This window comes from Actinokineospora enzanensis DSM 44649 (assembly GCF_000374445.1).
In the GTDB taxonomy this organism is placed as follows: domain Bacteria; phylum Actinomycetota; class Actinomycetes; order Mycobacteriales; family Pseudonocardiaceae; genus Actinokineospora; species Actinokineospora enzanensis.
On the sequence record NZ_KB894436.1, the window covers coordinates 13,300 to 39,599 of the forward strand.

Genomic DNA, 26,300 nt, shown 5'->3' on the forward strand with positions numbered 1-26,300 from the left:
GCCGCCCCATGGCCGAGTCCGTCCGTCCGCGCCCGACCGACCAGACCGAGGCCGAACTGGGGTTTCAGCCCCAGCAGGCGGTCCGCTGGCTGGCGCCGCGAGTGTTGATCACCACCGGGTTCCAGTCGCTGGTCGCGGAGATCTTCGGGTCCTACGCGGACAAGCGCGAGATCCAGGGCAGTCTCCCCGCCGACCTGCACGACCACTCCGCGACCGACGCCCTCTGGTTCGACTACGTGGCCGATCTCGGCGACGGTTTCGACGCCACCTACTCCGTCGCCAGTCTCCTCGCCGCCCCCGAACTCGATCTCGACGGGCACCGCCTACCGCGCGGTCGCCTCCTGGTCATGGGCGGCGACGAGGTCTACCCGTTCGCCTCCACCCGCGCGTATGAAGACCGGTCCAAGGGCGTCTACCGCGCCGCGCTACCCCTCGTGGACGGTGCGGCGCCGACGCTGTTCGCCTTGCCCGGCAACCACGACTGGTACGACGGCCTCACCGCGTTCCTGCGCGTCTTCGCCCAGAAGCGGTGGTTCGGCGGCTGGCAGACCGAACAGTCCCGTTCGTACTTCGCGATCCGGTTGCCGCAACGCTGGTGGCTGCTCGCCATCGACACCCAGTTCGACGACTACGTGGACGCCCCGCAGCTGGAGTACTTCCGCCGCGCCACCGAGGACATGCGCGAGGGCGACGCCGTCATCCTCTGCACCCCCAGCCCGGACTGGGTGGACGCGGGTTCCGACGGCCCCACCAAGGGCTACGACACCCTGGACTTCTTCGACCGCGAGATAGTCCGCGCGAGGGGCGCTCAAACGCGGGTGATGCTGTCCGGCGACAAACACCACTACGCCCGTTTCACCGAACGCGACGGCACCCGTCAAGCCATCACCTGCGGCATCGGCGGTGCCTACCTCGCCGCCACGCACGCACTGCCCGAGGAACTCTCCTTACCGCCCAAGAAGTCCCGCGTGCGCGCACCGTCCCCGCAGACCTCCTACGACCTGGTCACCCGCTACCCGGACAGCGCGACCTCCGAGCGTTACGCCGCAGGCATCCTCGGCCTCCCATGGCGTAATCCGGGCTTCTGGGGTCTCACCGGCATCTTCCAGACGGTCATGACCCTCGCGGTCCTCTACGGGATAGTCCAAGCCGACATCGGTCTCAAGGGCTTCTTCGGACTTGTCGCCAGCTGGGCGCCCGCGGTCCTGGTAGGAGCCGTGCTGCTGCTGGCGGGTTTCACCTTCGCCCGCATAGGCGGCAAACACGCGCCTCCGCTCACGCGCACGACAGTGGGCATACTGCACGCCCTTGCGCACATAGCGCTCAGCGTCGGCTGGTCGTTCGTCGTGATCTGGCTCTACCAGGACGTGTTCCCGCACGGCGCCGCCCAGGACTGGGCCACGCTCGCGGTCGTCGCCATCGGCACGCCGCTGCTCGTCGGCTTCATCGACGCCGAGATCGTCGCCGTCTACCTGATGCTCGCCAGCCGCGTCGGCGTGAACCTCAACGAGGTCATGGCGGGCCAGAGCATCGAGGACCGCAAGGGCTTCCTGCGCCTGCGCATCGACACCGACGGCGACCTCACTATCTACCCCGTCCGACTCGACCGCGTCTGCCGTTCCTGGCGCGCCCGGCCACAGGCCGCCCACACCGAACCGTGGTTCGCCCCGGCCACCCCGCTGGACCCGCACCTGATCGAGGAGCCGATCACCGTCCCCCGCGTGTCGGGCTGATCCGCCGCGCGCGCACCCCGTAGGGTCTCGAACGAGTGTTCATTCGAGACGGGAGCCGACGCGGTGCGCGTGCTGGGTGTCGACCCCGGCCTGACCCGGCTGGGCATCGCCGTGGTGGACGGCGGCGCGGGCAGGCAGGTCCGGGCCGTGGCCGTCGATGTCGTGCGCACCCCCGCCGACGACGACCTGCCCACCCGGCTGCTCAAGGTCTCGCACGCGGTGGAGGCGTGGCTGGACGAGCACCGGCCCGAGGTGGTCGCCATCGAGCGCGTGTTCAGCCAGCACAACGTCCGCACGGTGATGGGCACCGCGCAGGCCGCGGGCGTGGTCGCGCTCGCCGCCGCCCGCCGCGACCTGCCGGTCATGTTCCACACGCCCAGTGAGGTCAAGGCCGCCGTCACCGGGTCGGGCCGGGCGGACAAAGCCCAGGTCACCACCATGGTCACCCGGCTGCTCGGCCTCGCCGCCGCGCCCAAGCCCGCCGACGCCGCGGACGCGCTGGCCATCGCCATCTGCCACCTGTGGCGGGCGCCGCTGCGCGCGCGGATGGCCGAGGCGGAGGCGAGGGCGGCGGAACTGGCGCGCAAGCACCGTGCGAGGCTGGCCGCCGCGGCGCGGGAGAGCAGGACGGTGCGGAAGTGATCTCTTCTTTGCGGGGCCAGGTGGCCTCGATCAGTCTCGACCACGCGGTCATCGAGGTCGGGGGAGTGGGCTTCGCCGTGCAAGCGACCCCGCACACGCTCGCGACACTGCGCCGTGGTGACGAGGCCGCGTTGTCCACCGCGCTGGTCGTGCGCGAGGACTCGTTGACCCTGTTCGGCTTCGCCGACGCCGAGGCGCGCGACCTGTTCTGGTTGCTCCAGACCGTCTCCGGTATCGGTCCCCGGTTGGCACTGGCCACGCTCGCGGTGCTCGAACCCGCGCAGCTGCGGGCCGCGCTGTCCGAGGGCAACGTCGCCGTGCTCACCCAGGTCCCGGGCATCGGCCGCAAGGGCGCCGAACGGCTGATCATCGAGCTGCGCGACAAGGTCGGCGCGCTGGTCGCGGGCGAGTCCCCGGTCGCCCCGGCGGGCGGGCAGGTCCGCGGCTCGGTCGTGGAGGCGTTGGTGGGCCTCGGGTTCCCGCTCAAGCAGGCCGAGCAGACCGTCGACACCGTGCTGGCCGCCGACGGCGCCGCCGACACCTCGTCCGTGCTCCGCCAGGCCCTGGCCACCCTGGGCCGCAAGCGCTGATGACCGACGGCGAGTGGAGCGACCTCTCCCCGGTGGCGGGCCCGGGGGAGCGCGACGACGAGTCCAGCCTGCGCCCGCGCAGCCTTGGCGAGTTCGTCGGCCAGCCCCGCGTCCGCGAGCAGCTGCAACTGGTGCTGCAAGGCGCCACCCGACGCGGCTCGCCGCCCGACCACGTGCTGCTCTCCGGCCCGCCCGGACTGGGCAAGACCAGCCTCGCCATGATCATCGCCGCCGAGCTGGGCAGGCCGATCCGGATCACCTCCGGCCCCGCACTGGAACGCGCGGGCGACCTCGCCGCGATGCTGTCGAACCTGGTCGAGGGCGAGGTCATGTTCATCGACGAGATCCACCGCATCGCCCGCCCCGCCGAGGAGATGCTCTACCTGGCGATGGAGGACTTCCGGGTCGACGTGGTGGTCGGCAAGGGCCCCGGCGCCACCTCCATCCCGCTGGAGATCGCGCCGTTCACCCTGGTCGGCGCCACCACCCGGTCCGGCTCGCTCACCGGCCCGCTGCGCGACCGGTTCGGCTTCACCGCGCACATGGAGTTCTACGTCCCCGCCGACCTGGAGCTGGTGCTCCGCCGCTCCGCCGCCATCCTCGGCGTGGACCTGCGTCCGGACGGCGCCGAGGAGATCGCGGGCCGGTCCCGCGGCACCCCGCGCATCGCCAACCGCCTGCTGCGCCGCGTCCGCGACTACGCCGAGGTCCGCGCGGACGGCGCGGTGGACCGGGAGATCGCCCGCGCCGCGCTGAAGGTCTACGACGTCGACGAGCTCGGCCTGGACCGGCTCGACCGCGCCGTGCTGGCCGCGCTGGTGCGCTCGTTCGGCGGTGGCCCGGTCGGCGTCGCCACATTGGCCGTGGCGGTCGGCGAGGAACCGACTACCGTGGAAGAGGTGTGCGAGCCCTATCTGGTCCGGGCGGGCATGTTGGCCCGGACGCCGCGGGGTCGGGTGGCGACCGCGCTCGCGTGGTCCCACCTGGGGCTCACCGCCCCCGCGGACGCACCGGGCTGGGCGGCGCCTACCCTGTTCGACGAGTGACGGGTCGCACACGGCGGCGCGGGGAGCGGTACGCGCACCCCCGCCGGGCTGGCAGACTCGACCGAGACAACCCGAACAATCGGACTTTTCGCAGCGGCGGACCGGCCCACCCGGGTCCCGGCAACCGGACCGCTGTCGCGGATGGAGAGATATGAACCAGGCTCTGCTCCCCCTGTTGCTGGTCGCCGTCCTGGCGATCCCGCTGATCCTCGGCTCGCGTCGGCAGAAGCGGATGGTGGCGCAGCAGCAGGAGCTCCAGAACGCGCTGGCCGTCGGCGACCGGGTGATGACCACCTCCGGCATGTACGCCACGGTCTCCGACATCTCCGAGGAGGCCACCATCGGCCTGGAGATCGCGCCCGGCGTGGAGACCGTGTGGCTGCGCCAGGCCATCCGGGAGAAGGTCGGCCCGGACGTGGTCGACGAGGACGAGGCCACCGACGACGTGGTGGACGGGACGCACGAGGCCATCCCGGCCGAGCCCGCCGACTCGGACACCGGCAAGTCCAAGAACTGAGGACGAACCGAAGCCGAACCGCGGGGTCCGGTTCGACCGGCTTCACGCTCAGCCCACGCCGATGGGCGCAGCGTGAGCCATGCAACACTGAACTGACCCCGCAGCAGGTACGCTGCGCCCCCACCCGCCGGAGTCGTCCGGGTGCGGGCGCAGTGTCATGACCACCTATCGCGGCGTGCACGTCACACCCCGTGCGCGGCCCGCGCGAGCCGAGGAGACGGACCGACCGTGGCACCACCGGTTGGGCAGATCCGCCCAGGACGCTATCTGGCGTTCTTCGTAGCTGTCGTCGCTGTCCTGTACGCGCTGGTCTTCGCGACCGGCGACCATCAGGCCAAGCCCAAACTGGGCATCGACCTGCAGGGCGGTACCCGGGTCGCGTTGACCGCGCGCACGGAGACCGGCGTCAAGCCGTCGAAGGACTCGCTGGAACTGTCGCGGCAGCTGATCGAGGCCCGCGTCAACAACACCGGCGTGCAGGGCGCGGAGGTCGTGCTCGACGGCGACACGATCGTCATCACGGTCCCCGGCGAGAACGGCGAGAAGGCCAAGGACCTCGGCCAGACCGCGCAGCTGCGGTTCCGGCCGGTGCTGCAGGCGGCGCAGGCCACCCCGCAGGTCCAGACCAACCCGTCGAACCCGGCCGAGCCGCCGCTGCCGGAGGTGACCGGCTCCGCCGCGCCGACCACCGGCGCCGCGCCCACCTCCGGCGCCGCGGCCACCGGCGCGCCCACCACGGGCGCCCCGCAGGGCCGCCCGGCGCCCGCGCTGGAGCAGCAGCAGACGACCACGCCCGCCGCGCCCGCCACCGGCGCCCCGGCCACCGAGCCCGCGAGCGGCGCCCCGGCGGCCGACGACCCGTGCGTCCAGTACGCCACGCTGCTGACCAACCCGTCCGCCGCGCAGGGCGACCTGATCGCCGCGGGCAAGAAGTGTCGCCAGAACGCCAAGCTGGGCCCGTCGAAGGGCGCCGACGGCACCGATGTGCCCGCCGACCAGGCCGCCCAGCAGACCGCGCTGGCCGTGCTCGACTGCACCAAGCCCGACCCGCTGGTCGGCAACGACGACGGCAAGCTGCCGCTGGCCACCTGCGGCCAGGACGGCCAGGAGAAGTTCATCCTCGGCCCGTCCTTCCTGGAGGGCACCGAGATCGACAACGCCGCCGCCACCCGGGACGCCAAGGGCATCGGCTACGTGGTCACCCTGGACTTCAAGTCCGGCGGCTCCAAGACCTGGGCCGAGTACACCGCCGCGCACGTCAACGAGCGCGCCGCGTTCGTGCTCGACACCCAGGTCGTGTCCGCGCCCACCATCCAGGGCGCGATCAACGGCCAGACCCAGATCACCGGCGGCCAGAGCGGCTTCAAGCAGGGCGAGGCGCAGCACCTGGCGCAGGTGCTCAAGTACGGCTCGCTGCCGCTGTCGTTCAGCTCCTCGGAGGCCGAGACGGTGTCCGCGACGCTGGGCCTGGCCTCGCTGGAGGCGGGCCTGATCGCGGGCGGCCTCGGCCTGCTGCTGGTCTTCATCTACTGCCTGGTCTACTACCGGCTGCTCGGCCTGCAGATGATCCTGTCGCTGGCGCTGTCCGCGGTGATCGTGTTCGCGGTGCTGGTGCTGCTCGGCCGCTGGATCGGGCTGTCGCTCGACCTGCCGGGCATCGCCGGGTTCATCGTCGCCATCGGTATCACCGCGGACTCGTTCGTCATCTTCTTCGAACGGCTGAAAGACGAGGTCCGCGAGGGCCGCACGTTCCGCTCCGCGGTACCGCGGGCGTGGGTGCGGGCCCGGCGCACGATCCTGTCCGCGGACGCGGTCAGCTTCCTGGCCTCCGCGGTGCTCTACATCGTGGCCGTCGGCCAGGTCCGCGGCTTCGCGTTCACCCTTGGCCTGTCCACCGTGCTCGACCTGGTCGTGGTGTTCCTGGTGACGCACCCGCTGGTCGCGCTGGCGTCCCGGTCCAAGCTGCTGACCCACCCGAAGTACTCCGGCCTCGGTACCGTGCACCGGTCGATCGCGGCCCAGCGCGCCGCGAAGGTCCCGGCGAGCACCGGCGCGAAGGAAGTGTGACGAGATGTCCACCAACGAGACCACCGCGCTCACCGCGACCGGCGACGTCGCCAAGGGCGGCAGGCACAGCGTCTTCGAGCGGCTCTACACCGGCACCGGCGCGTTCGACATCGTCGGCAAGCGCAAGCGCTGGTACGTGATCTTCGGCGCGCTGGTGCTGGTCTGCATCGCCTCGATGGTGTTCCGGGGCTTCAACCTCGGCATCGACTTCGAGGGCGGCACCAAGATCTCCATGCCCGCGGTGAGCGCCACCGGCGACATCTCCACCGACCGGGTGGAACAGGTCTTCCGGGACGCCGTGCACAAGGACGCGTCCGCGGTGCAGCGGGTCGGCACCGGCGCCAACACCACCATCCAGATCAAGTCCGAGACGCTCAGCGTCCCCGAGGTCACCACCCTCAAGCAGGCGCTGGCCGACAAGCTGCAGCCGCGCGCCGCGGACGGCAAGACCGGCGCGGGCCAGATCAGCGACAGCGCCGTCTCCGGCTCCTGGGGCGGCGAGATCTCCAGCAAGGCGCTCTGGGCGCTGGGCATCTTCCTGTTCCTGGTGACGATCTTCCTGGCGCTCTACTTCGAGAAGTGGATGGCGGTCGCCGCGCTCGGCGCCCTCATCCACGACGTCGTGGTCACCCTGGGCATCTACTCGATCGTCGGCTTCGAGGTCACCCCGGCCACGGTCATCGGCCTGCTCACCATCCTCGGGTTCTCCCTCTACGACACCGTCGTGGTGTTCGACAAGGTCAAGGAGAACACCCGCGGCCTGCTCGGCCTGACCAGGCGCACCTACGCCGAGGCGGCCAACCTGGCGCTCAACCAGACCCTGATGCGCTCGATCAACACCTCGCTGTTCGCGCTGCTGCCGGTCTGCGGCCTGCTCATCGTCGGCGTCGGCCTGCTCGGCGTCGGCACCCTGCAGGACCTGGCACTGGTGCAGCTGACCGGCATGCTCGCGGGCGCGCTGTCGTCGATCTTCCTGGCCACCCCGATGCTGGTCGACCTGAAGATGACCGAGCCCAAGTTCCAGGAGCAGGCCCAGCGGGTCGCGCTGCGCCGGGCGAACCTGGCCCGCAAGCACGACGCCCAGCACGAGGGTGCGGATCTGTCCGAGGACGAGCTGGAGTCGGAGCTGCGCCGGGAGAAGGCCTACGCGGTCGCCTCCAGCGTCCCGGCCCGCAACCCCAAGGCCGCCGACGCCCGGCGCAAGTCGGCCAAGCAGCCCGCGCCGAAACCGGCAGGCAAGCCGTCCGGCAAGAAGCGGCGCTGACCTTTGCCGCACGCGTCTCTGGACAGGGCGCTCGGACTCATCCGGGAAGTCGCGGACTTCCCCGAGCCGGGCGTCCTGTTCCGTGATCTGAGCCCCCTGCTCGCCGACGCCGACGCGTTCCGCGCGGTGGTCGACGCGCTGGGGGAGACTCTGGCCCCCGATGTGGACACCGTGCTGGCGCTGGAGGCCCGCGGGTTCCTGTTCGGCGCCGCCCTGGCCGCCACCCGCGGCCTTGGCGTGGTGCCGGTGCGCAAGCCCGGCAAGCTCCCGGCCGTCGCCGACCGGGTGACCTTCGACCTGGAGTACGGCACCGCCACGTTCGAGCTACCCGCCGACACGCTCCGGCCCGGCGCGCGGGTGGCCGTGGTGGACGACGTCCTGGCCACCGGCGGCACCCTCGCCGCCGCCGTCGGACTCGCCGAGCGGGCGGGCGCGACGGTCACCGGCGCGCTGGTCGTGGTGGAGATCACTGCCCTGGACGGGCGAGCTCGCGTACCGCTTCCCGTGCACGCCGTTCACGCCGTGTAGCCGCGACGGGCGGTATCCGGGTGACCACCGCGACGCCGTCCCGGGTGTCGGTTCGTCGTACCTGTGGTGCGGTTCGTCGCCCCGATCCCCGGTCATCGGGCGTTCCGGAGTTATCCTCGGTACCCGGGCCACACCCGTGACCCGGACAGTCGTGACCGTGCCACCCGCCATCCAGGTGAGGGTGCGGCTCCGGACGGCCGGGGGGCATGGGTGACCCAGGACGTGCAGACAGGAACCGCACCTGCGGCGACCGGGGGCGAGCAGCCCCCGGGCAGGCCGACCCGCCGCGTGCGGGCCCGGCTCGCCCGGCGCATCACCGCGCAGCGCGCCGCGCCGGTCAAGCAGGTGCTGGAGCCGCTGGCCGCCGTGCACCGCGAGCTGCACCCCAAGGCCGACCTGGCGCTGCTGCAACACGCCTACGACGTCGCCGAGGAGATGCACCGCAGTCAGCGGCGCAAGTCCGGCGACCCGTACATCACCCACCCGCTGGCCGTCGCCACCATCCTGGCCGAGCTGGGCATGGACACCACCACGCTGGTCGCCGCGCTGCTGCACGACACCGTGGAGGACACCGAGTACTCGCTGGACCAGCTGCGCGAGGACTTCGGCGACGAGGTCGCGCACCTGGTCGACGGCGTCACCAAGCTGGACAAGGTGCAGCTCGGCTCCGCGGCCGAGGCGGAGACCATCCGCAAGATGGTGATCGCCATGGCCCGCGACCCCCGGGTGCTGGTGATCAAGCTGGCGGACCGGCTGCACAACATGCGCACCATGCGGTTCCTGCCGCCGGAGAAGCAGGCCAAGAAGGCCCGCGAGACGCTGGAGGTGCTCGCCCCGCTGGCGCACCGGCTGGGCATGGCCACGGTCAAATGGGAGCTGGAGGACCTGGCGTTCGCCATCCTGCAGCCCAAGAAGTACGACGAGATCGTCCGCCTGGTCGCCAACCGCGCGCCGTCGCGCGACACCTACCTGCAGACGGTCAAGGACCAGCTGTCGGCCGACCTGGGGGCCTCCCGCATCACTGCGCGGGTGGAGGGGCGGCCCAAGCACTACTACTCCATCCACCAGAAGATGATCGTCCGGGGCCGCGACTTCGACGACATCCACGACCTGGTCGGCGTGCGCATCCTGGTCGACGACGTGCGCGACTGCTACGCCGCGATGGGCGTGGTGCACGCCCTGTGGCAGCCGATGCCCGGCCGGTTCAAGGACTACATCGCCCAGCCCCGCTTCGGCGTCTACCAGTCGCTGCACACCACGGTCATCGGGCCGGACGGCAAGCCGCTGGAGGTGCAGATCCGCACCCACGAGATGCACCGCACGGCGGAGTACGGCATCGCCGCGCACTGGCGGTACAAGGAGACCAAGGGCACCCACGCCGGTGTCGACGTGGACGAGATGGCGTGGATGCGGCAGCTGCTGGACTGGCAGCGGGAGGCCGCCGACCCGGGCGAGTTCCTGGAGTCGCTGCGCTACGACCTGGCCACCCGCGAGATCTTCGTGTTCACCCCCAAGGGCGACGTGGAGACCCTGCCAGCCGGGTCCACCCCGGTCGACTTCGCCTACGCCGTGCACACCGAGGTCGGCCACCGCTGCATCGGCGCCCGGGTCAACGGCAGGCTGGTGGCGCTGGAGCGCAAGCTGGAGAACGGCGAGGTCGTCGAGATCTTCACCTCGAAGGCCGAGGGCGCCGGACCCAGCCGCGACTGGCTGGCCTTCGCCGCCTCGCCGAGGGCCCGCGCCAAGATCAAGCAGTGGTTCGCCAAGGAGCGCAAGGAAGAGGCGATCGAGGCGGGCAAGGACGCCATCACCAAGGAGGTCCGCCGCGTCGGCCTCCCGATGCAGCGCCTGGTGTCGGCCGACTCGGTCACCGCCCTGGCCCGCGAGCTCCGCTACCCCGAGGTCAGCTCCCTCTACGCGGCCATCGGCGAGGGCCACGTCTCCGCCCGCCACGTCGTCCAGCGCCTGGTGGCGTTGCTCGGCGGCGTCGACCACGCCGAGGACGAGCTGGCCGAACGCGCCACCCCGTCCACCATCACCCGCCGCCGCAGCTCCGGCGACGCGGGCGTGATCGTCAAGGACGCCACGGACGTCTGGGTCAAGCTCGCCCGCTGCTGCACCCCCGTCCCCGGCGACGACATCCTGGGCTTCGTCACCCGAGGCGGCGGCGTCAGCGTCCACCGCACGGACTGCACCAACGCCGACGAGCTGCTGCGCACGCCCGAGCGCCTCCTGGAGGTGGAGTGGGCCCCGTCCGAGTCCTCGATCTTCCTGGTCGCCATCCAGGTCGAGGCCCTCGACCGGCACCGCCTGCTGTCGGACGTGACCAAGGTGCTGGCCGACGAGAAGGTCAACATCCTCTCCGCCTCGGTGACCACGTCCCGGGACCGGGTCGCCGTCAGCCGCTTCTCGTTCGAGATGGGCGACCCGAAACACCTGGGCCACGTCCTCAAGGCCGTCCGCAGCGTCGAGGGCGTGTACGACGTCTACCGGGTGACGTCGGCGTCGTAGGTTGTCCGTTTCGTTCAAGACAGACCCGACCGAACGCCTTACGTTGAACGGGTGAAAACACGCACCGAGGACGCCGTCAGCCGCGCCGAGGACTTCATCCACCGCACCGCCCGCATCCTGGAACGCCGCCGCTACGAGCACCTGTTCAAGGGCGCTCCCGCGGCCCCGGTCCTGACAGCCCTATCCGCCTACCAGAACCCCGACGGCGGCTACGGCAACGCCCTCGAACCCGACGGCCGAGGCCCCGGCAGCCAACCGGTGACCACCCTGTTCGCCCTGCACGTGCTGCGGGAGGTCGACGCCCCCGCCGACGACGTGCTCCGCTACCTGGAGTCCATCACCACCCCGGAGGGCGGGGTCACCTTCGTCCACCCCAACATCCAGGACTACCCACGCGCCCCCTGGTGGCAGATCTCCGACCCCGACCAGGCATCCCTGCTCCCCACCGCCAACCTCGTCGGCGCCCTCTGGCAAGCAGGCCACACCCACCCCTGGATCGACCGCGCGGCCGAGTTCTGCTGGCCCCGCATCGAGTCCCTCACCACGACCCACCCCTACGAGGCCCTGGGCTGCCTGGCCTTCCTCGACGCCGCTCCCGACCGCCCACGCGCCGAGGCCGCCGCCGCCAAACTGGGCAAACTCGTCCGAGACAACAACTTCGTCCTGATCGACGGCCAGGGCACCACCCCCGACGGCTACAACCCCGCCGAACTACACGTCCCCCACGAGTACGCGTCCACCCCGGACAGCCTGGCCCGATCCTGGTTCACCGACGCCGAACTCGACACCAGCCTGGACAACCTCATCTCCAGCCAACACGAGGACGGCGGCTGGCGAGTCCGCTGGGGAACCTGGACCCCCGTGGTCGAGTTCGAATGGGCAGGCTGGATGACCCTGGAAACCCTGACCACCCTGAAAACCTTCGGCCGCCTCTAACCCGCCCGACAGACCTCTGTACAAACGGAACCGGTAACCGGTGCCACGTCAGAATCGCGGCTCATCATCCCACCAACAACCTCAACGACCCCCCAGAAAACCCTCGAACCTCCCGAGCCATATGCGCCTGATCCGCATACCCACACCGATCGGCAACGTCAGCAAACGACCCCCCACCCCGAGCCATCCGCACCGCCCCCTGAAACCGCAGCACCCGATGCAAAACCTTCGCCCCATACCCGAACGCCCCCTGACACCGCCGATTCAACTGCCGCTCCCCAACCCCCAAGCGAGCGGCCATCTCCCGAACCGGCACCCCGACCATCCCCCGAACCGCCCCGATCAACGGATCCGGCGAACAGGGAAACGCGGAAACCAACACCCCCTGCGCCTCGGCATCAGTCGAGCAATCAGCCAACCGGGCAGCCAACACCCCAGCCCCACGCCAAAACGCATCCAACGGCACCCGCGAGTCCCGCAACTCGGAAGCAGGTACCCCCAACGCGACATCCCCGGGCAGAAACCGAATCCCCACCAACGTCCCCGCCGAAACGACCGAGTCCTGTGGCCCGGTATCCGGCCCGGCGACCCACAGCCGCCCACTCTCCCGATGCCAGATCACGTCCACACAGGCGTCGGGAACCACCAGCACCCGCCCGGCGACCTCCGTCGACCGAGTCCACACACAGTGCACCCCGGGCCGCCCGACCTCCCGCTCGTGATACCCCACCGTCACTCCCGAACCGTCGCCCGAACGATCGTCACGGTGGTGGCAGGCTGCCCATCCCCGGGATCACTGCTCGACGGCGACACCCCTCGCCCGGCGACCTGATCCACAGTGGACAACCCGGTGGCATCGGTCTCCCCGAACACCGAATACGTAGGCGGAATCGCCGAATCCCCATACACCACGAAGAACTGGCTACCCCCGGTCCCCGGCCCCGCGTTGGCCAACGCCACCGTCCCCCTGGGATAGATCACACTCCCGCCCCCGGCTGCCTTCAACCCCACCGGAAACTCGTCCGGCACCACATACCCCGGCCCGCCCGTCCCGGTCCCCGACGGGTCACCGCACTGCAACACCTTCAGCTGCTCGTACGCGGTCAACCGATGACAGGTAGTGTTCGTGAAGTAGTCCTGAGTGGCCAGAAACACGAAACTCCGCACCGTGCACGGGGTCTTCGCCACATCCAGCTTCACCGGGATGGCCCCCGAGCTGGTGTCCACGACCACGGTCACCGGCTTGTCCTCGGCAACCGCCTCCGGCTTCCCCGAGAGCCGATGCGCCGGATTCTGCGTGACCTCCCCATCCGCCCGATACGCACACCGCTTCCCCGACCCGCCCGAACTCGTCCGCGTACTCCCGGCGGTGGTGGTCGCCGCACCCCCACGCGTCGTCGTGGCCCCCGCCCCCGCCGCCACGACCGGCTCCCCACTCACCGTCGCCGCACACCCCGAAGCCACCAGCGCCGCCCCCACCAGAACGACCGTCCGCCGCACCACACCACCGAGCACCCTGTTCACCCCCGCAGTCTGACACCCGCCCCCGTCATCCCCACCCATCGGGACACGAGCTGGGCCGACAACCCCTGGACACAAAGCAGCGGCGGCCGCCGAAGCGACCGCCGCCACCAAAGAACCTCTTTACTACCCCACCAGCACCGTCTTGATCGTCACCGGATTCTTCGGCTTCCCATCCCCCGGCGACCCCTGCGAGATGGTCCCAGCCTTGGCGATCTCGTCGATCGGCTCCAGATTCGCGGCATCAATGGACCCGAACACCGTATAGTTCGGCGGCAGCTCAGCCGACCCATACACGATGAAGAACTGACTACCGTTGGTCCCCTTGTTCGTCTCCGGGTTCTTCCCGGCATTGGCCATGGCCAGAATGCCCCGGCCGTACTTGATCTCCGGGAACACCTCGTCATCGAACGTGTACCCCGGCCCGCCGCTGCCGGTCCCCGACGGGTCGCCGCACTGCAGCACCTGCAGCCCGTCCCCGGTGGTGAGCCGGTGGCAGGTGGTGTCGTTGAAGTAGCCCTGCTTCGCCAGGCTCTCGAAGCTGTTGACCGTGCACGGCGCGAGCCCACGGTCCAGCGTGGCCTTCACGTCCGCGCCGTTGATGTTCAGCGTGGCGGTGAGCGTGCCCTGCGCGGAGATGCCCTTGTCCGCGGGCGCCTTCACCGGCTTGGACGCCGGGTGGTCGGCCTCGGCCGGGTACGAGCAGTCGACCTTCGCGGGGAGCGGGGTCGGGCGCTTGGGCACCGCGGCCAGCTCGGTGGGGATCGAGGCGGGCGTGTCCGGGGGCGTGTCGCCCGCGGTGGTCTCCGGGGGCGTCGTCGGCGACTGCGATGCGGCCGGGTCGGTGCCCGAGTCACCGCCGATGTTGGCCAGCCAGTAGATCACGCCCACGACGGCGACGACGCCGACCACGGTGCTGACCACGCCCACGATGCGGCGCTTGCGGGCGCGCTCGGCCTGATTCGCGAGCTGGCGCTCCAACTTCCGTTTGGCCGCCTCTCGGCGCTGCTGGTTGGTCGGCACCTGGCACCCTCCTGACCTGTCCCGTCATGTCCTGACCTGCCGGCTGGCGCGCAGTCTAGGGGGCGCCCCGGTAAGGACCGCGTGGAGGTATGGCCCACTAAGCTAAGAAAAAGCCAAGAATTCCGTGACCGGAGGTTTCCCCGTGCTCGTCGTCGGCTTCCCGACAGGCGCGTTCCAGGCCAACTGCTTCCTCGTCGCGCCCGGCGCGGGGGAGCCGTGCGTGATCGTGGACCCGGGCCAGGACGCCGAGGAGGGCATCGCGGCGGCGCTGCGCGAGCACCGGCTGTCACCGGTCGCGGTGGTGCTCACGCACGGGCACCTCGACCACATGTACTCGGTCACCCCGGTCTGCGACGGCAACGACATCCCGGCCTGGATCCACCCCGACGACCGCTACATGCTCGAAAACCCCATGCGCGGCCTGAGCGCGGAGACGGCCCGCTTCTTCGGCCCGTTGACCCTGCGCGAGCCCCGCGAGGTGCGCGAGCTGGACGACGGCGCGAAGCTCGACCTGGCGGGCCTGTCCTTCACCGTCGACCACACCCCCGGGCACACCGAGGGCTCGGTCACGTTCCGGCACCGCACCGACGAGGGCGGTCAGCTGCTGTTCGCGGGCGACACCCTGTTCGCGGGCTCGATCGGCCGCACCGACCTGCCCGGCGGCTCGATGGAACGGATGACCGAGAGCCTGCGCAAGCTGCTCACGCTGGCCGACGACACGGTGGTGCTGCCCGGTCACGGCCCGACCACCACCATCGGCCGGGAACGCGCAGGCAACCCGTTCCTCACCGGCGCCATCGACCTGGACCGCGGCCGGGGCAGGGGGCTGTGAGCATGACCGACAAGCCCGCCGGACCCGGCAACACCCCGCTCGGCATCGTGGAACCGACCCGGCGCCGGTGGCGCGCGTCGATCGTCTTCGCGGTGGTCGTCGGCGCCGCGATCGGCGGCGTGGTCGGCCTGATCGCGGGCCGCTGGCCGGGCCTGGTCACCGCGGCCGTGATCGCCGCGCTGCTGCTGTTCATGGCCTGGGCGTTCGCCCGCCGCACGCTGTGGCTGGAGGGCGGCAGCCGGGTGGTGGCCCGCACCATCGGCCGCAAGTCGGTGGACCTGAAGACCGCCGAGCAGCTGGAGCTGATGGTCACCGACATGCGCGGCATCCGCACGGTCGGGCTGCTGATCAGCGGCGGCGGCAAGTCGATCAACCTGCCGCTGGCCACCTACTCCGGCACCGGCGTGCGCGAGCTGGGCATCCTGGTGCTGCGCAAGCTGGCCGACGCGCTGGCCGCCAGCGAGAACACCGGCGGCCTGGTGTTCTCCCAGCTGCTCGTGGCGCAGCTGCGCGCGGAGGCGAAGGGGGAGGCCGCCGCCGACAGGCCCCTCTACCGGATCGCGTCGGTTGCGCCGACCGGCAGGCTCGCGCAGCGGCTGCACCCGGAGGCGATCACGCGGTTCGTCGCCTCGCTGGAGTGACACCCGCGCGCCGCCGACCACTCGCCCGCGTTCCCGGCAGCGTGCCCGCCGGTTCGCGGACCGCGACCAGCGCGGCGACGGCCGTGGTCACCGGGACCGCCGCGACCAGCCCGATGCTGCCCACCAGCGTCCGCACGACCTCCTGCGCGATGCTCTGCGACTGCAGGATCGTGCCCAGCCCCACCCCGGACAGCGACGAGTACAGCAGCACCGGCAGCGCCGCCCCGGCGTAGGCCATGACCAGCGTGTTCACCGCCGAGGACACGTGGTCGCGGCCGATCCGCTGGCCTGCCGCGTACAGCTGCCGCCAGGTCAGCGCCGGGTTGGCCGCGCGCAGCTCCCACACCGCGCTGGTCTGGGTGACAGTCACGTCGTCGAGCACGCCAAGCGCGCCGATCACGATCCCGGCCAGCAGCAGGCCCCGGGTGTCGATGCCGTGCCCGAGCGTGCCGACCAGGGTCGCGGTCTCGTCGTCCAGCCCGGTCAGCTTGGCCACGGCGCTGAACGCGGCGCTCAGGACGCCGATCAGCGCGAGGCTCACCATGGTGCCCAGCACGGCGGTGGACGTGCGCGCGGACAGCCCGTGCGTCAGGTACAGCACCCCGAACATGATCACGCCCGCGCCCGCGACGGCCACCAGCAGCGGGTTCTCCCCGGACAGGATCGCGGGCAGCACGAACAGCAGCAGCACCGCGAAACTCAGGCCCAGCGCGCCGAGCGCCTTGAGCCCCTGCCACCGGCCCAGAACCAGCACCGCTATCGCGAACAGCGCCGCCAGTACGGCCAGCGGCACGCCGCGTTGGAAGTCGACGAGCTGGTAGGAGGCACCGCTGAGCGGGTCGCCGCCGTTGTAGGCGAGCACGACGTCGTCGCGCACGGCGAACCGCGGCGAGCTCGGCTCGATCGGCACGGTGGTGCGGATGTCGCTACCCGCGGCCGCGCCGTCGCTCATCTGCACGGCCACGGTCAGGCACTGATTGCCCTGCGCGTCGCCCGGCTGCGGGTCCCCCTGCACGCACGGGCCGGTCTGCGCGGCCGTGATGGTGCCGCGCACAGCCTGCTGTCCCTTGGCCTCCGGACCGGAACCGGTGGGGAACAGCACGATCATGCCGATCACCGCGGCCAGCGCGAACGGCGCCAGCAGGGCGGCCAGCAGTTTGCGCACCCGCGGTGAGGCGGGGGCGGCAGGCCCGTGCCCATGACCGTGTCCGTGCCCGGTTACAAGACCATGCCCGGTGTCGTCGTCCGGTTCGGGTTCGCGGTCGGGTTCATCACGACTGCGTCGCTCGTCGTGCTCGTGTGCTTCCCATTGCTCGCGTGATTCCCAGTTGTCCGCGCGGGGATCGTCGCCGCGCCGGTCCGCCCGCTCGGCCCCGCGACGCTCGGGTACGCGGCGTTCTGGAGCATCGCGCTGTTCCGGCTCGGGGCGGCGCGCGCGCTGGTGCGGACGGTCGAGGCCGCCGCCGGGCCTGCGGTGCCGGTCCTCGGTGATCCGGGGGATCGGCTGGGTCTCCCAGTCCTGCACCGCGACATCGTGCCCCAGGCCCGGTAACGCCCTCGTCAGCGGGCGTGCGTCGGGAATCCAGGGTGGACCCCGGAACTGATCCATCCCGATCGGGTGGAACCGGTTGCGTCGCGTTCGAACGTGTGTTCGACTATGGCCGTGCGATGGGACAACCAGCGAGCCGACGGCGTGAGCGACCAGCAGGCCCTGCCGGGTCTGCCCGGCCTGGTGCGCAGCGTGCGCACTCCCGAGTTCGCCGGGGTGGTGTTCCACGAGGTGCTGGCGAAGTCGGTGTTGAACAAGGTGCCGGACAAGTCCGCGATGCCGTTCGGCTGGACCGTCAACCCATACCGGGGCTGCACCCACGCGTGCAGCTACTGCCTGCACGGCGACACCCCGATCCTGATGGCCGACGGCACCACGAAACCGTTGGCGGAGCTGAAGGTCGGCGAGCGTATCTACGGCACCGAGCGGCGCGGCAACTACCGCCGCTACGTGGTCACCGAGGTGCTCGACCACTGGTCCACGGTGAAGCCCGCGCACCGGGTCACCCTGGCCGACGGCACCCAGCTGATCGCCAGCGGCGACCACCGCTTCCTCACCGAGCGCGGCTGGAAGCACGTCACCGGCGGCGTTTCCGGCCCCGACCGCCGTCCACACCTGACGGTCGGCAACAAGCTGATGGGCACCGGCCGCTTCGCCCAGCCCCCCAAGGACACCGCCGACTACCGCCGCGGCTACCTGTGCGGCATCGCCCGCGGCGACGGCGCGGGCGCGTCCGCACCGCGCGCCACCGCCCGCGTCGCCGAGTATCTCACCGGCGAGCTCGCCCTCAACCTCCCCGTCGACTGGCCCCGCACCCCCACCGACGAATGGCGCAAGGGCCTGCTGGCAGGCGTGTTCGACGCCGACGGCACCTTCGCCCACCGCATCCTGCGCCTGCCCAACCTGGGCACCCGCGCCCTCGCCGCGGTCACGGAGGCGTTGCGCGCCTTCGGTTTCCAGTACGCGGTCGAGTCCCGCCGCGCCCCCGGCGGCAAGGCCTGCGTGCGCGTGGACGGCGGTCTCACCGAACACCTGCGCCTGTTCCACACCACCGACCCGGCCGCGACCGAGAAACGCGACATCCAGGACGCCGCCATCAAATCCGGCGCCCGCCTGGACGTGATCTCGGTGGAACCGCTGGGCCTGGAGCTCCCGCTGTTCGACATCACCACCGGCACCGGCGACTTCGTCGCCAACGGCGTGGTGAGCCACAACTGCTTCGCCCGCAAGTCCCACACCTACCTCGACCTGGACGCCGGCCGCGACTTCGACACCCAGATCGTGGTGAAGGTCAACGCCGCCCAGGTCCTCACCCGCCAGCTCGCGTCCCCGTCCTGGACCCGCGAACCGGTGGCGATGGGCTCCAACACCGACCCGTACCAACGGGCCGAGGGCCGCTACAAGCTGATGCCCGGCATCATCCGCGCCCTGGCCAAGTCCGGCACCCCACTGTCCATCCTCACCAAGGGCACCCTGCTCACCCGCGACCTGCCGACCCTGACCGCCGCCGCGGCCGACGTCCCGGTCTCCCTCGCGGTCTCGCTCGCCCTGCTGGACCGGGAACTGCAGAACAGCCTCGAACCCGGCACCCCGACCCCGCAGGCCCGCCTGGAGATGATCCACCGCATCGTCGACTCCGGCATCCCCTGCACGGTCTTCGTGGCCCCCATCCTCCCCGGCCTGACCGATTCCGTGGAGCAGCTGGACTCCCTCCTGGCCGCCATAGCCACCACCGGCGTCACCTCGGTGATGTCGATCCCCCTGCACCTACGCCCCGGCACCCGAGAATGGTTCGCCGCCTGGCTGGCCCGCGAACACCCCACCCTCGTTCCCCTGTACCGCCGCATCTACGGCCACTCCAGCTATGCCGACCCTCGCTACCGCCAGTCCCTCAACGACCGCCTGACCCCGCTCTTACGCCGCCACGGCCTCAACCCCACCTTCGCCCGCCCCGCCCCCAGCGAGGACCCCGCATGGCCCGCCCCCGCCCAACGCACCGCTCCGGACCACACCCCACCCCAACTCACCCTGCTATAAAACGCGCCCGCACCCGCTGACACCCCACCTGTCCACAGCCAAGATCACCAGCCCCCCGAAACTGTCGCCCCCACCCACTGGCATGGATTCCAGGGGGCCGACGGCCGCCCAAGATCACCTCATCCCGCCGCAACCCGTCGGGAAGAGCCGCCGAACTCCGTCCGGCAGGATGTCGAGGAGCGGCCGACGGTTCCGACTTCCCGGTGAGAGACCGGCCGTCGGGGCCGGCGACAGGGAGGTTCGGCGATGAAGTACCTGATGTTGGTCTACGGCAACCAGGAGAAGTGGACGTCCTTCCCGGCCGAGTCGTGGCCCGCGGCGATCGAGAAGCAGGAGGCGTTCAACGCCAGGTACCGGGAGACCGGCGAGCTGCTCGGCGCCTACGGCCTTGGCGACGCGGTCAACACCCGGCTGGTCCGGCGCGAGGGCGGCGCGCCCGCGGTGACCGACGGCCCGTACCTGGAGGCCAAGGAGTACATCGCGAGCCTGTTCGTGCTGGACGTGGCGAGCGAGGAGCGGGCACACGAGATCGCGGCGGACATGCCGTGGGCGGACGCGGAGCCGGTGGAACTGTGGCCGGTCCTGCACGAGTCCCGGTGACCCGCGTCGAGGACCTGCTGCGCGAGCTGGCGCCGCAGGTCCTCGGCGTGTTGGTGCGACGGCACGGCCGGTTCGACTTGTGCGAGGACGCCGTGCAGGAGGCGCTGTTGGCGGCGTCGACGCAGTGGCGGGTCGAGCTGCCGGACAACCCGCGCGGCTGGCTGATCACGGTCGCTTCCCGCCGCCTACTCGACCTGCTCCGCGGCGACGAGTCCCGCCGCAGGCGCGAGGACGCGGTGTTCGCGGCCACCCCGCAGTCCGCGCTGCTGGGCCGCCCGGCCGACGACCCGGACACCACAGTGGACGACTCGCTGCGCCTGTTGTTCCTGTGCTGTCACCCGGATCTGTCCGAACCCAGCCGCATCGCCCTGACCCTGCGCGCCGTCGGCGGCCTGACGACGGCCCAGATCGCCGCCGCGTTCCTGGTCCCGGAGACGACGATGGCGCAACGGATCAGCCGCGCCAAGCAGACGATCAAGGGCAGCGGTTTCGGCGAACCCGCGGACGACCGCCTCGGCGCCGTCCTGCACGTCCTCTACCTGATCTTCAACGAGGGCCACACCACCTCCGCGGGCCCCGACCTCACCACCCCCGCCCTCTCCGACGAGGCGATCCGCCTCACCCGCTGGCTGCACCGCCTCCGCCCGGACGACCCCGAGACGTCCGGCCTCCTCGCCCTGATGCTCCTCACCGACGCCCACCGCCCCGCCCGAACCGGTCCGACCGGCGAACTGATCACCCTCGCCGACCAGGACCGCACTCGGTGGAACCGCGCGTTCATCGACGAAGGCATCGCCCTGATCACGGCCACCTTGCCCCGCGGCCCCGTCGGCCCATACCAGCTACAGGCCGCCATCGCCGCCGTGCACAGCGAGGCCCCCGCCGCCGACGCCACCGACTGGCCCCAGATAGCCGCCCTCTACGAACTCCTGGAACACGTCGCCCCCAGCCCGGTCGTCACCCTCAACCGGGCTGTCGCGGTCGCCATGGTCGACGGTCCGGAAGCAGGCCTTGCCCTGGTGCGGACCGTCGAATCCGACAAGCACATAGCTCGCGGCCACCGCCTGCACGCCATCCGCGCCCACCTCCTGGAAATGTCCGGAAACCCCACCGCCGCCCACACCGCCTACCGCGAAGCCGCCCGCCGCGCCACGAGCCTCGTCGAACGCCGCTACCTCTCCGAACGCGCCAACCGCCTGTCCGACTGAGACTTATCCACAACCAAGATCCACACCCGTCTCGCTCTCTGCTTTCCCCAGGTAGAATTGATTTCGGGGGTCCCCAGGGAGTTGTCCACATCGGGCCGAGCCATCCACAGGTCGGCGGGCGTGCTGGGCAAGATCAGGAAACGGAGAAGGCCACCCCGAGCACCGGGGTGGCCTTCTCCGTGATGGTGACTGTCAGCCGCGGTCGGCGCCGCGGCGGTCGCCCTCGCGCCAGCCTCGGGGGAGGCCGGAGCGGCGGGCGGCCCGGTTGGCGCCTTCGCGGGGCTGGAAGTCGCGGGTACGGCGGGGGGCGTGCTCGCGCGGGTGCTCGCCGTTGTGGTCGCGGTCGCGCGGCTGGTGCTCGCGGCGGCGGGGGTTGCCGCCCTCGAACTCGCGCTTGCCCTCGAAACGGCGACGACGCGGGGCGGCGTGGCCGGAGCGCGGGGGGCGGGCGGGCGGCGGGGTGTCGATCACCGGTTCGCCGCTGGGGACGCGAGCGCCGGTGATGCGGACCAGTTCCGCGTCACCGGGGCGGACCCGGGTGTGCTCGGGCTTGACGCCCGCCTTGTCGGTCAGGCGGACGACGCCGCGGCGCTGCTCGTGCGTGACAACCGTGACCACGGTGCCTGCCTCGCCCGCGCGCGCCGTGCGACCCGCGCGGTGCAGGTAGTCCTTGGGGTCGGCAGGCGGGTCGACGTGCACGACCAGGCTGACGCCGTCGACATGGATGCCGCGGGCGGCCACGTCCGTGGCGACCAGCACCGGGTTGTCGCCGTCGCGGAACTGGCTGAGGACGCGGTTGCGCGCGCCCTGCGTCTTGCCGCCGTGCAGCGCGCCCGCGCGCACGCCGACCGAGCGCAGCTTCTCGGCCAGCCGGTCCACGTGGTGCTTGGTGCGCACGAACATGATGGTGCGGCCGTCGCGCGCGGCCATCTCGGTGATCACGTCCGCCTTGTCCTGCTTGGACACCAGCAGCAGGTGGTGCGCCATGGTCGACACGCTGGCCGTGGCCACGTCCACCGAGTGCGTCACCGGGTCGTGCAGGTACCGCTTGACCAGCTGGTCGACGTCGCCGTCCAGGGTCGCGGAGAACAGCAGGACCTGGCCGTCGCGGTCGGTGAGGTCGAGGATCTCCCGAACCTGCGGCAGGAACCCCATGTCGGCCATCTGGTCGGCCTCGTCGATCGCGCTGAACTGCACCGAGTCCAGCACGCAGGTGCCCTGCCGCACGTGGTCGGACAGCCGACCCGGGGTGGCGATCAGCAGGTCGACACCGCGCCGCAGCGCCTCGGCCTGCCGCGGGAACGACATGCCGCCGACGGCCGTGCGGCACCACAGCCCCAGCGACTTCGCCAGCGGCGTCAACGCGTCGCTGACCTGCAGGGCGAGCTCACGGGTCGGCACCAGGATCAGTGCACGCGGCCGCAGCGGCGCCGACGAGCCGCCGTCCAGCCGGGCCAACAGCGCCAGCCCGAACGCGAGCGTCTTGCCCGACCCGGTCTGGGCACGCCCCAGCACGTCCCGACCCGCCAGCGCGTCCGGCAGGGTCGCGGACTGGATGGGGAAGGGGGAGTCGATCCCGGCGTCGGCCAGCGCGCGCAGCAGCGGCTTGGGCAGACCGAGATCGGCGAAGCTGACGGTGGTGTCCTCGTAGCGGCCCTTGCCGCTCTGCCGGTGCCGAGGCTTGCGCTCCTCGACGTCGACGGGGTCGTTCGTGGGCAGGACAGAGTTCTGCACGGGGTCCTCTCCGGACGATGGCACGTCTCGGGAGGCTCCGCCCTCCTGGGGAGGCCGGCAGGCTTTCACACGGACGAGCCCGGCGCGTTTCACGCCGACGGGTGGTTGGGTGACACCGCTGGCCATCCGGAGCCTGGATCGACGCCGAGGCAAAACGCTAACGATGCCCCACAACTCTACCCGATGGTGTGGAGGAACCCGACATCGCGGGACCAGGATCACGTTTTGGCAGCTCACGGACACCGGAGAGGTGGGGTGTCCGCTCGTTCGACCGACCTCACTCCTCCGTCGAAAGCGACGACACCCCGCCTGCGCGGGGACGAGGGGGTCGGGTCGGTACAGGGTCATGGCGTGCAGGGAGCATCCCCGCGTGCGCGGGGACGAGACGGGGACCATCCTGGACAACACCGCGCTGGCGGGAGCATCCCCGCGTGCGCGGGGACGAGGAGGCGGACATCGTCCTCGACGTGCGCGACTGGGGAGCATCCCCGCGTGCGCGGGGACGAGTTCTGGTCTAGCAACATCCTGTCCATGCCGAAGGGAGCATCCCCGCGTGCGCGGGGACGAGGCTTGCTGACCTGCGGCGTTCCGAACCGCAACAGTGTTTCTCATTCACTTGTGACGCTCACCGGCAAGATCACGACCAGCCACACCCACGCCTGCGATCCACAGCCGCGCCCAGGCCGGCCCCCACCCAATCCCGGGGGGCGTCCCCGGGCCCATTCTACCGGGTGGGGGCGCCAGTGGATCTTGGAACAGGGGCGGGCAGGGGCGGCCTGTGGATAACTTCTGTCGCTCGGACGGGTGAAGTTCGGCGGTCCGGGATCAGTCCAGACCGGCGGTGACCAGCAGGTGGGTCATCAGGGACTCGGTGTCGGCGATTTCCGGCGGAAGTCCGCGCGAAATGAACCAGCGACCGATGTTGGCGATGTCCCGGGCCAGGTACTCGCGGCCCGTCGGGTTGGCTACCAGGTCTACGACCTGTGGCAGGTCGATCACCATCAGCTGTCCCTCGTGCACCAGCACGTTGTAGGCCGACAGGTCCCCGTGCGCGAGCCCCTGCAACGCGAACAGCTCCAACGCCGCGACCAACTGTTCCCACAGCTCCCGCAACTCCGACGCGTCCGGCCGGGTCTGGGCCAACCGGGGCGCGGCCTGGCCGGAGGAGTGGAGGTACTCCAGGAGCAGTTCCGTCCCGTCCCGTTGCGCCGGATACGGGACAGGCGCGCCGACCGACCACAGCCGGGACAGGGCCTTGAACTCGGCCGCCGCCCACTGTTCCGCGATCAGGTTGCGCCCGAACGACGTCCGGTTCGCGATCGCGCGGCCTTCCCGGGACTTGTTCATCCGCCTGCCCTCCAGGTATCCGGCGTCCCGGTGGAACAGGCGGTGTTCGGCGGCGCGGTAGCGCTTGGCGGCGAGCAGGCAGGTGGGCCCGCCCGGGACGGCGCGTTCGATGACGAACACGTCGGCTTCCTTGCCGGTCTTCAGCACGCCGAGCTCGGTGTCGGCGGCGGCGAGGTCGGTGACCAGCCAGGAGGGGCGCGGGTGCGGCCCCTGCTCGGCGTCGGGCCAGGTGGACCAGCGGTCGGTGCCCTCGGGCAGCTCCAGGTCCGCGGTGTAGGCGTCCTCGCGGAGACGGGCGAGGCGGATGCGCTCGGCCTCGGTGAGTCGGCCGGAGCGGGTGGGCTGGGGGTCGTTCTGGTCGAACACGGGGTGGGACTCCTCGGTTGGAAGGTCGCCCCACCGACACCTCAGCCGAGTGGGGCGGGTGGGCAGGCGCCCACGACGACGGTCACGTTCACCGCGTGCACCTCCTTCCAGCCGGGTATGTCGCGCACACCATCCACCACACACCCGCGCGCAGGCAACCGATTATTCGACGACCAGGTCCAGCGCCAGTTTCCCGGTCGGTTCCAGCCGCATCCCGGCCGCCTTGGCGACCGACACGATGCCGCGCACGGACCCCGGTTCGCGCGGCACCGTCGCGAGTACGGCGGCGAGCTTTCCCTTGTACGCCTTGTTGAAGTGACTGACGGTCTTGCGTCGCCCGCCCGCGCCCTCCGTCACGACCCGCACGGTGACCGCGTTCGGGATGTCCGCGAGGTTCGCGTAGGCGCCGGAACGCAGGTCGACCACCAGATCGTCCACAGTGGACAGAGTCTTCTCCAGGTCCGCCCGCCATACGCCACGCAGGCCGCCGAGCGGGGGCAGGACCGTCGCGCCGGACAGGCGGTAGGCGGGGATGGGGTCGGCCGCGCGCACGACACCGAACAGCGCGGACGCCACGACCAGCCGACCGTCCGCGCGCCTGCGCTGCGCCTTGGTGAACTTGCCGATCTCCATGGCGTCGTAGAGCACGCCGGTGTAGCGCTGCAGCGCGGGGCGGGTGGGCGAGGTGAACAACTCGGCGTTGCGCTCCACCTCGTCGACCTGCCGATCCGACAAGCCGAGCGCCGCGAGACTCGCGGCGAGGTCGCCTGAGAGGTTCACCAGCGCGGTCGCTATCCGCTCGCGGGCCGGGGTCAACTCCGGGAACGACAGCGTGGCCAGGTCGAGCGGGGCGCCGTCGCCGCCCTCGCTCTTGGTCTCCGACGGCGGAAGCAGCACGAGCACCCGATGAGCGTAAAGAACCCGGCCGCGCGAGGAATCCTCGGTGTACTCATCGGGCCGAATCCTGGTCAACCCGTGATCGGTGCCTGTGGATGGTTCGGCGAGGGTGTGGACAACTGGCCGGGGACCCCCGAAATCCATTCTATCTGGGGAAAGCGGAGAGCGGGGCGGGTGTGGATCTTGCCTGTGGATATCCACCTGGCGCGGGGATCGTCAAGCGCGGAGCGCCGCCTGTGGATGCTTCGGGGGGATGTGGATAACTGCCCTGGGGACCCCCGAATTCCACTCTACCTGGGAAAACGGGCGGTCCGCCAGTGCGATGATCTTGCCTGTGGACAGCTCAGGCGGAGGAGCCGACACAGAACTCGTTGTTCTCGGGGTCGGTGAGGACGGTCCAGGTCATGCCGGGGACGGAGTGTTCGCCGTGGGCGGTGGCGCCGAGGGCGACGAGGCGGGCCACCTCGGCCGGGCGGTCCTCGGTGTGGAAGTCGAGGTGGACGCGGTTCTTGCCGAGTTTGGGTTCCGGGACGCGCTGGAGGCCGACGAAGGTGGAGGGGCCGTTCGGGTCGGTGGGGGCGAGGAAGATGAACTCGCCCTCGTAGTCGGCCTGGATCTCGTAGCCGAGGGCCTGGGTCCAGAAGGCGGCGAGGGTGCGTGGGTCGGCGCAGTCGATGGTGGCGCCCGCGATGCTGATGCTCATGCAGGCAA

At 71.1% G+C, this 26,300-nt stretch carries 24 protein-coding genes; 16 read left to right on the forward strand and 8 right to left on the reverse strand.

Features of this window, described 5'->3' with window-relative positions; genetic code table 11:
• Positions 1-8 precede the first annotated feature (8 nt).
• From C503_RS0130000 to C503_RS0130045, 10 genes are all read left to right on the forward strand, one after another.
• Positions 9-1,733, forward strand: a complete 1,725-nt coding sequence (locus C503_RS0130000) for a metallophosphoesterase family protein (protein WP_018685925.1) — start codon at positions 9-11, stop codon at positions 1,731-1,733.
• Between the two features lie 63 nt (positions 1,734-1,796).
• Entirely contained in the window at positions 1,797-2,375 is a 579-nt protein-coding gene (gene ruvC / locus C503_RS0130005) for a crossover junction endodeoxyribonuclease RuvC (RefSeq protein WP_018685926.1), read from the forward strand.
• Positions 2,372-2,965 carry a Holliday junction branch migration protein RuvA gene (gene ruvA, locus C503_RS0130010; protein ID WP_026316841.1) on the forward strand — a complete coding sequence of 198 codons (594 nt, stop codon included), beginning with the start codon at positions 2,372-2,374 and terminating at the stop codon, positions 2,963-2,965. Before ruvC ends, ruvA begins: the two co-directional genes overlap by 4 nt.
• A complete protein-coding gene (gene ruvB / locus C503_RS0130015) occupies positions 2,965-4,011 on the forward strand; it encodes a Holliday junction branch migration DNA helicase RuvB (RefSeq protein ID WP_026316842.1) in 1,047 nt (348 codons plus the stop codon). Before ruvA ends, ruvB begins: the two co-directional genes overlap by 1 nt.
• A gap of 151 nt (positions 4,012-4,162) precedes the next feature.
• Positions 4,163-4,528 carry a preprotein translocase subunit YajC gene (gene yajC, locus C503_RS41365; RefSeq protein ID WP_018685929.1) on the forward strand — a complete coding sequence of 122 codons (366 nt, stop codon included), beginning with the start codon at positions 4,163-4,165 and terminating at the stop codon, positions 4,526-4,528.
• Positions 4,529-4,756: 228 nt separating this feature from the next.
• On the forward strand, positions 4,757-6,595 hold the full coding sequence (gene secD, locus C503_RS0130025; RefSeq protein ID WP_018685930.1) for a protein translocase subunit SecD: 1,839 nt from the start codon (positions 4,757-4,759) through the stop codon (positions 6,593-6,595).
• A 4-nt stretch (positions 6,596-6,599) separates the two neighbouring features.
• Positions 6,600-7,859: a protein translocase subunit SecF gene (secF, locus tag C503_RS0130030; RefSeq protein ID WP_018685931.1), complete on the forward strand. Its 1,260-nt coding sequence runs from the start codon at positions 6,600-6,602 to the stop codon at positions 7,857-7,859.
• A 3-nt stretch (positions 7,860-7,862) separates the two neighbouring features.
• Complete coding sequence (locus C503_RS0130035) at positions 7,863-8,387, forward strand: adenine phosphoribosyltransferase (RefSeq protein WP_018685932.1); 525 nt, start codon at positions 7,863-7,865, stop codon at positions 8,385-8,387.
• A gap of 222 nt (positions 8,388-8,609) precedes the next feature.
• Positions 8,610-10,898 (forward strand): RelA/SpoT family protein, encoded by a 2,289-nt coding sequence (locus C503_RS0130040; protein ID WP_245572620.1) that lies wholly within the window; start codon positions 8,610-8,612, stop codon positions 10,896-10,898.
• Positions 10,899-10,949: 51 nt separating this feature from the next.
• Positions 10,950-11,834, forward strand: coding sequence for a hypothetical protein (locus tag C503_RS0130045; protein WP_018685934.1), 885 nt, complete (start codon positions 10,950-10,952; stop codon positions 11,832-11,834).
• Between the two features lie 64 nt (positions 11,835-11,898).
• Here the strand turns inward: C503_RS0130045 and C503_RS48775 are convergent, their stop codons facing one another.
• Both C503_RS48775 and C503_RS47435 read right to left on the reverse strand, forming a co-directional pair.
• Positions 11,899-12,570 carry a helix-turn-helix domain-containing protein gene (locus C503_RS48775; RefSeq protein WP_018685935.1) on the reverse strand — a complete coding sequence of 224 codons (672 nt, stop codon included), beginning with the start codon at positions 12,568-12,570 and terminating at the stop codon, positions 11,899-11,901.
• Positions 12,567-13,073 (reverse strand): peptidylprolyl isomerase, encoded by a 507-nt coding sequence (locus C503_RS47435; protein WP_211222489.1) that lies wholly within the window; start codon positions 13,071-13,073, stop codon positions 12,567-12,569. Before C503_RS47435 ends, C503_RS48775 begins: the two co-directional genes overlap by 4 nt.
• A 58-nt stretch (positions 13,074-13,131) precedes the next feature.
• Between C503_RS47435 and C503_RS47440 the strand changes: the two genes are divergently transcribed.
• Positions 13,132-13,371: a hypothetical protein gene (locus tag C503_RS47440; RefSeq protein WP_211222490.1), complete on the forward strand. Its 240-nt coding sequence runs from the start codon at positions 13,132-13,134 to the stop codon at positions 13,369-13,371.
• A gap of 110 nt (positions 13,372-13,481) precedes the next feature.
• On the opposite strand, the gene C503_RS0130060 is transcribed toward C503_RS47440, so the two are convergent.
• Positions 13,482-14,378, reverse strand: coding sequence for a peptidylprolyl isomerase (locus tag C503_RS0130060; protein ID WP_018685937.1), 897 nt, complete (start codon positions 14,376-14,378; stop codon positions 13,482-13,484).
• A 142-nt stretch (positions 14,379-14,520) separates the two neighbouring features.
• Here C503_RS0130060 and C503_RS0130065 point away from each other — a divergent pair, with 142 nt between their 5' ends.
• Both C503_RS0130065 and C503_RS0130070 read left to right on the forward strand, forming a co-directional pair.
• On the forward strand, positions 14,521-15,210 hold the full coding sequence (locus tag C503_RS0130065) for an MBL fold metallo-hydrolase (protein ID WP_018685938.1): 690 nt from the start codon (positions 14,521-14,523) through the stop codon (positions 15,208-15,210).
• Positions 15,211-15,212: 2 nt separating this feature from the next.
• A complete protein-coding gene (locus C503_RS0130070; RefSeq protein ID WP_026316845.1) occupies positions 15,213-15,851 on the forward strand; it encodes a hypothetical protein in 639 nt (212 codons plus the stop codon).
• Here the strand turns inward: C503_RS0130070 and C503_RS0130075 are convergent.
• Positions 15,823-17,376, reverse strand: a complete 1,554-nt coding sequence (locus tag C503_RS0130075; RefSeq protein WP_245572614.1) for a YibE/F family protein — start codon at positions 17,374-17,376, stop codon at positions 15,823-15,825. The two genes, C503_RS0130070 and C503_RS0130075, sit on opposite strands and share 29 nt — an antisense overlap.
• A 132-nt stretch (positions 17,377-17,508) precedes the next feature.
• Between C503_RS0130075 and C503_RS41375 the strand changes: the two genes are divergently transcribed.
• The 3 genes from C503_RS41375 (at position 17,509) to C503_RS0130095 (ending at position 21,245) form a co-directional block, all read left to right on the forward strand.
• Positions 17,509-19,437 carry an intein-containing Rv2578c family radical SAM protein gene (locus C503_RS41375; RefSeq protein WP_018685942.1) on the forward strand — a complete coding sequence of 643 codons (1,929 nt, stop codon included), beginning with the start codon at positions 17,509-17,511 and terminating at the stop codon, positions 19,435-19,437.
• A gap of 246 nt (positions 19,438-19,683) precedes the next feature.
• Positions 19,684-20,037, forward strand: a complete 354-nt coding sequence (locus C503_RS0130090; protein WP_018685943.1) for a YciI family protein — start codon at positions 19,684-19,686, stop codon at positions 20,035-20,037.
• The gene (locus tag C503_RS0130095) at positions 20,034-21,245 is read left to right on the forward strand and encodes an RNA polymerase sigma factor (protein ID WP_018685944.1); all 1,212 of its coding nucleotides are present in this window, start codon (positions 20,034-20,036) and stop codon (positions 21,243-21,245) included. Before C503_RS0130090 ends, C503_RS0130095 begins: the two co-directional genes overlap by 4 nt.
• A 192-nt stretch (positions 21,246-21,437) precedes the next feature.
• On the opposite strand, the gene C503_RS0130100 is transcribed toward C503_RS0130095, so the two are convergent.
• The 4 genes from C503_RS0130100 to C503_RS0130115 form a co-directional block, all read right to left on the reverse strand.
• A complete protein-coding gene (locus C503_RS0130100; RefSeq protein ID WP_018685945.1) occupies positions 21,438-22,979 on the reverse strand; it encodes a DEAD/DEAH box helicase in 1,542 nt (513 codons plus the stop codon).
• Positions 22,980-23,804: 825 nt separating this feature from the next.
• Positions 23,805-24,692 (reverse strand): RIO1 family regulatory kinase/ATPase domain-containing protein, encoded by an 888-nt coding sequence (locus C503_RS0130105; RefSeq protein ID WP_018685946.1) that lies wholly within the window; start codon positions 24,690-24,692, stop codon positions 23,805-23,807.
• A gap of 162 nt (positions 24,693-24,854) precedes the next feature.
• Positions 24,855-25,595 (reverse strand): peroxide stress protein YaaA, encoded by a 741-nt coding sequence (gene yaaA, locus C503_RS0130110; RefSeq protein ID WP_018685947.1) that lies wholly within the window; start codon positions 25,593-25,595, stop codon positions 24,855-24,857.
• A gap of 337 nt (positions 25,596-25,932) precedes the next feature.
• Positions 25,933-26,292 (reverse strand): VOC family protein, encoded by a 360-nt coding sequence (locus C503_RS0130115; protein ID WP_018685948.1) that lies wholly within the window; start codon positions 26,290-26,292, stop codon positions 25,933-25,935.
• Positions 26,293-26,300 lie beyond the last annotated feature (8 nt).

Bases quoted from the DNA above. Each gene is read 5' to 3' on its own strand.
- yajC (WP_018685929.1), top strand. From the start codon at position 4,163: ATGAACCAGGCTCTGCTCCCCCTGTTGCTGGTCGCCGTCCTGGCGATC.
- C503_RS0130090 (WP_018685943.1), top strand. From the start codon at position 19,684: ATGAAGTACCTGATGTTGGTCTACGGCAACCAGGAGAAGTGGACGTCC.
- C503_RS41375 (WP_018685942.1), top strand. From the start codon at position 17,509: ATGGCCGTGCGATGGGACAACCAGCGAGCCGACGGCGTGAGCGACCAG.
- ruvB (WP_026316842.1), top strand. From the start codon at position 2,965: ATGACCGACGGCGAGTGGAGCGACCTCTCCCCGGTGGCGGGCCCGGGG.
- C503_RS0130070 (WP_026316845.1), top strand. From the start codon at position 15,213: ATGACCGACAAGCCCGCCGGACCCGGCAACACCCCGCTCGGCATCGTG.
- secF (WP_018685931.1), top strand. From the start codon at position 6,600: ATGTCCACCAACGAGACCACCGCGCTCACCGCGACCGGCGACGTCGCC.
- C503_RS0130115 (WP_018685948.1), bottom strand. From the start codon at position 26,292: ATGAGCATCAGCATCGCGGGCGCCACCATCGACTGCGCCGACCCACGC.
- C503_RS0130000 (WP_018685925.1), top strand. From the start codon at position 9: ATGGCCGAGTCCGTCCGTCCGCGCCCGACCGACCAGACCGAGGCCGAA.